General features: G+C 31.6%; 6 protein-coding genes. All 6 read right to left on the bottom strand.

Annotated elements, in window-relative coordinates:
• On the bottom strand, nucleotides 1-829 hold an 829-nt coding region (locus Q0W95_RS07375; RefSeq protein ID WP_297791403.1), incomplete at its 3' end, for a MerR family transcriptional regulator.
• A 66-nt stretch (nucleotides 830-895) separates the two neighbouring features.
• Nucleotides 896-1,378: a hotdog domain-containing protein gene (locus Q0W95_RS07370; protein WP_297791401.1), complete on the bottom strand. Its 483-nt coding sequence runs from the start codon at nucleotides 1,376-1,378 to the stop codon at nucleotides 896-898.
• A gap of 58 nt (nucleotides 1,379-1,436) precedes the next feature.
• Nucleotides 1,437-1,700 (bottom strand): hypothetical protein, encoded by a 264-nt coding sequence (locus Q0W95_RS07365; RefSeq protein ID WP_297791399.1) that lies wholly within the window; start codon nucleotides 1,698-1,700, stop codon nucleotides 1,437-1,439.
• A 99-nt stretch (nucleotides 1,701-1,799) separates the two neighbouring features.
• Complete coding sequence (locus Q0W95_RS07360; RefSeq protein WP_297791396.1) at nucleotides 1,800-2,675, bottom strand: NAD(P)/FAD-dependent oxidoreductase; 876 nt, start codon at nucleotides 2,673-2,675, stop codon at nucleotides 1,800-1,802.
• A 58-nt stretch (nucleotides 2,676-2,733) separates the two neighbouring features.
• A complete protein-coding gene (locus Q0W95_RS07355; protein ID WP_297791395.1) occupies nucleotides 2,734-3,858 on the bottom strand; it encodes an acyltransferase family protein in 1,125 nt (374 codons plus the stop codon).
• A gap of 72 nt (nucleotides 3,859-3,930) precedes the next feature.
• The gene (locus Q0W95_RS07350; RefSeq protein WP_297791393.1) at nucleotides 3,931-4,968 is read right to left on the bottom strand and encodes an enoyl-CoA hydratase/isomerase family protein; all 1,038 of its coding nucleotides are present in this window, start codon (nucleotides 4,966-4,968) and stop codon (nucleotides 3,931-3,933) included.
• Between the last annotated feature and the right edge of the window lie 98 nt (nucleotides 4,969-5,066).

The following is a 5,066-nucleotide window of genomic DNA, read 5'->3' as shown; positions in this document are numbered from 1 at the left end:
AATTAAATGTATCTATTTCCAATAATTTTTTGTAATAAGCATCATATTTAGGTGCAAAATCTCTAATTAATGGAATTGCTATTTCATAGTAGTTATTATCTCTGAAATATTTTTCTATTTTTTCTCTTATTGTTTTTCCTAATGATTTTTTATAGTCATCACTTTCTAAGTATTCCTTATAAGCTTTGATAAATTCTTCATTATCCTCAGTCCATTTTTGATAATCATCTATCGCAGCAATTTTTTTCTGGTTAATATCATCAAGACATTCCTTATCAATATCTCTACTAATATTTTCTATATATTTTTTCTCCTCCTCACTAAAGGGAATCTCTTCTAGTGAATCAAGGTAGTTGATGTATCTTTCAAAGGACTTGTTATTATCATCGTTTAAAATAGTTTCCAAGAATGGTTTGTATGAGGCAAATATCGCTTGACCAAAATATCCTGGAAAGATTCTCGTCAACCTGTCATAAATTGTCAAATTTCTCTCTAATTTTTTAATCTCAACCTCGATTTCGCTTACCTCATATCCATCAATTATCTTTTTTATAAGGTCATTTTGTTTAATACTTCTTTCTATCCTCTCCTGCCTTTCTCTAAGCAAAGAGGACGATATTTTTTGATTAGTCATAAAGTCTTTGATTTCACTAATATTAAGGTCTAAATCTTTAAGTAGAGATATTTTTTGAAGATTTTCTACATCCTCTTTGTCATAAGTCCTATAACCATTATCTTGCCTTGAAGGTATCACTAATCCCTTTTCTTCGTAATAAGCAAGAGCTTTCCTACTAAGGCCTGTTATTTTTATTACTTCATTTATATACATAAGAGCCTCCTTTAATGAAATTATAAGGCTGACCCTTAGGGCTTAGTCAAGGGTTATTATGAATAATTACATATTATCTTTAACACCAACAGCAACAATTTTTGCCTGAGCTCTTAGTTCATCCTTGGCATACATTTGCATTTCAACAATGACTTTTCTTTGACCAATTTCTACAGGTCTTGCTATTACTTTTACAACTTCACCCATAGGAGTTGGTTTTTTGTAGTCTATTTCAAGTCTAGCTGTAATAAATCTACCAATTATTGTATCTTCGTTAAGATCTAATCCTTGTTCTTTAAGCTTGAAAAATGCAGCTGATGCTGTACCATGGCAATCAAAAATCATAGCTATCATTCCACCAAATAAGTTATGTGGTACGCCTCCTGTATATACCTTATCTGGAATGATTTCAGTGTAACAAGTCTTACCATCTTCACTCGGATATGATTTTAAGTGTAAGCCACTAGGATTCTCTGTACCACATCCCCAACAATTTCTAAATCTCTCGCCATAGGTATCTTGAATTGCTATTTTTTTAAGTTCTTTCATTTTCTTTCTCCTGATTGATTAAAACTAGCTTGTGGGCATTCATCACAAACCAAAAATTCTATAAAATTCTATATCCTATAAACATTACAAGTGGAAAAGCTAGTATTAGCAGAATATTTGCTAGCCCAAAAAATAAAGCTTTTTCTTTTATTGCGAATAAGATCCCAATTATTCCTAATATCGGGCAAATATATAAGGTGGTTAACCCAATTGGTCTTAAATTTGTATATGGACTTAGGATTTCTGGCGGTACAATTAAAGATAAGGCTAGAGCTAAAATACCTAGCAAGAAAGCCACCATACTCACCTTTATTTTTTTCATAATAGCCTCCATTCTTGTAAAATTTATACCCAAATAAGGTTTTCATATATCAAATTAAAAAAAGTGGTCGTAAAAAACTTTACGATACCACTTAAATTTCTACTTGCTAGCCTCAATACCTGCTAAGGCTCCATCGTTAACTGCTGTAGCTACCTGTTTTACTGCCTTAACCCTGATATCTCCCGCTACAAATAAACCTTCAATCGGTGTTTTAATATCTGAAACTATAAAACCAAGGTCATTTTTGCTTAAGTCGATATCAATAAATCCAGTATTAGGATATTGACCAATCATTGCAAATACCTCAAGTCCTTCTTGAGACTTGATTTCTTCGCCATTTGATAAAGAAGCCTTGCAAACATGGTCTCCATCTTTGTCGATAGAAGTAAGAGAGACGCCAGTATGAACAGTAATATTTGAACTTGCTTCTATTTGTTTTCTAAATTCATTAATACACATAAGAGCTTCTTGATTTTGAATTATATGAACTTCCTTAGCAAATTTTGATAGATAAAGAGCCTCCTTACAAGCACCATCAGAACCACCATTTACAAGGACAACTTTTCCTGAAACCCTTTCTTCGCTTCCCCTAGCCCAATGAGCTATTTCATATCCTTTGCTATCAAGGTCAAGTTCTTTTGGAGTGGAGCCTGCTGCAACTATTACTTTTTTGGCTTCATAAGAACCCTTATTTGTTGTTACTAAGAAATAAGCATCTTTCTTTTCAAGCTTAGTTACTTCTTCATATCTTAAATCAAGTCCATAGGCTTTAATTTGATTTTCTAATCTTTTTCTAAAGCTTTCTCCATCCTCATCTACAATAACTGATGTATAATGGCTTACCTTGGAGACTTTTCCTATTAGTCCTCCAACTTGTTCTTTCTCAAATATTGTTAAGTCGCATCCCCTAGATTGAGCATAAAGTGCTGCAGAAACTCCGCAAGGACCGGCTCCTATTATAATTAAATCTTTCATTTAACTCCTCCAATAAGATTATTTCACATAACTGTTATAGCACTTTAGAAAAGCATTGTCAATAGATTTCTACTTTTTTACTAGGATATTTTCTATCTATATATTTTGCGATTATTTCAACAAATCCGGCAAGTATTAAAGATGTTAAAGCAGATACAGTTACTACTATTGGATAATATTTATAAGAATAGATTATGCTTGGTCGGAGACTATTTAAGTAAGCGTAAACAAACTTATCAGTCATGGCTGAAATCAAATACGCTGAGAAAGTTAGCGATGAAATTTTGCCAATCACCTTGCCAAAACTAATCCCTACCCTACTGGGACTTAGCTTATTTATTAGCAAAAAAACTAATACAGCATTTAACGTATTTTCAAAACTCCCCCAACTATTCCAATATTGGGATACAAAGTTACCTCCATGTGCTCTAAACACATTATAAATACTTGATAATATCACACTTCCAACCAATAAAGTTAGAATTTTAATGGTATCTAAGCTTTTGATTCTCACATACTTGCTAATATAAGCTCCAATAAAATAATAAGTTATCGGGAACAAATTAATCCACCAATCTGGAATTAGGTGAACAATTTTTTTTCCATCAAATTTAGCAAATATACCAGCAAATGAGTTTAAATCGTATATATTAAATATTGAAGGAAGAATAGTAAGTGATGCAAAAACCAATACAAGAATAAGATGAACGGATTTACCTTCTATTTCATTCCATATTATATTTAAAAAAGGAGTCAGCAAAAACAAACCAATATACATATTCACATACCAGGCATAATGCTTAAATCCCAGTGTTCCGTACAAAATATTTTTTATACTAAAATCTTCTCTGTGTGCTAATATAAGAAATAAATAAACTAGAAGCATAGATAGAATGTATCTAATAAGAATTGGTCTTAGTTTTTTATAATAAGAGACTATTCCACGCTTAGTTAAATCTATTTTCTTTCCTCCTTGCAAATATCCGGTCAATAGTAGAAACAAAGGTACACATACCATAAAAAATGTTCTAGCTCCTACAAGCATTTGCATTTTTACTCCATTAATAGGTCTTTTGTAGAAGTCTGTATTAAGAAAAAAGTGCACTGATACTACTGAAAAAAATGCAAAAATTCTAGTAAAATCAAGCCCGATATCTCTTTTCACTCTATTATTTTCATTCATATTAACTCCTCAAAAAGAATATTCTTCCTTACACATAATAAATGAATCCTGATTAACTAGAAATAAATTTTCTTAAATTCCCAAAATCTTGTCAACTTCTTTATAATCAACATCTTCTATATTCTTTACTTGCCAGTTGGCTTTTGAATCCTTATCAATAAGCGTTGCCCTTATCCCTTCTTCCATAGAACCGATTTTAACAGCATAGTTAAGAATTTTATAGTCTAAGTCAATCGTTTGTTGGGGAGTTAGGTTTTTGCATATAAAATACTTTTTGAACTGAACAGCAAGCATCAAAGGAAATCTTCTTGATAAGTTTTCATAAGTTTTGCTTGCAAAATCATTACCTATATCATTCTTCAAATTTTCAATTATTTTATCTAATCTTTCATAGGAAAAATATTTATCTATTAGCGGTTTTACGGGCTTTATTTTTGAAATTTCCTCCTTGTCAGTATACTTCTCCAACACTTTTCTAAATTCTCCCACCAATCTATCTTCTTCATATTCATTAGACAACCTAAACAAATTATCTATAATATTATTGTAGTCTTTAGAATTTATCTTGTAATCACATAATCCATATTCTACTAGGTCGCTTGCTCCTAAACTCTCACCACAAAGTCCCAAGTATTGACCCAAGGCTTGAGGAAGGTCTGATAGGTTCTTTCCTACTGCTACATCTGGTACAAAACCAAGTCTGGTCTCTGGCATAGCCCAATTTACAGTTTCGTCAGTTATTATTAGGTCCGAGTGAATAGTAAGTCCAATTCCGCCACCCATAGTTATTCCAAACCAATGGCTAATTACAGGCTTTTTGTAGGTCATGAGATATTTGTCAAGTTCAAACTCTTTTTTGAAAAATTCATCCTTATTATTACAAGATTCATTCAAAAGATAATCATAGTAGACTTCTTTCAAATCACCCCCAGAACAAAATCCTTTCTCACAAAGCGAATCAAATAACACAACTCTTATCTTGCAGTCATTTTCCCATTCCTCTAGTATCTGTCTAATTTGCCTAATCATGTCAAGGTTTAAAGCATTTATAACTTTAGGCCTATCTAAATAAATTATTCCTACTTTATCTTTAATTACTCTTTTTATCATAGTATCTCCATTCTTAATTTCATTCTTCATTTATATACCCAAGTTCTTCAGAGATAAAAAAATCCTCAACCAAGGTCAAGGAAAAATTTATAAAATAT

Origin of the sequence: uncultured Anaerococcus sp., assembly GCF_947253225.1 — a bacterium.
In the GTDB taxonomy this organism is placed as follows: Bacteria; Bacillota; Clostridia; order Tissierellales; family Peptoniphilaceae; genus Anaerococcus.
Note: the sequence above shows the minus strand (reverse complement) of the source record. Positions and strands in the feature narration are given on the sequence as shown.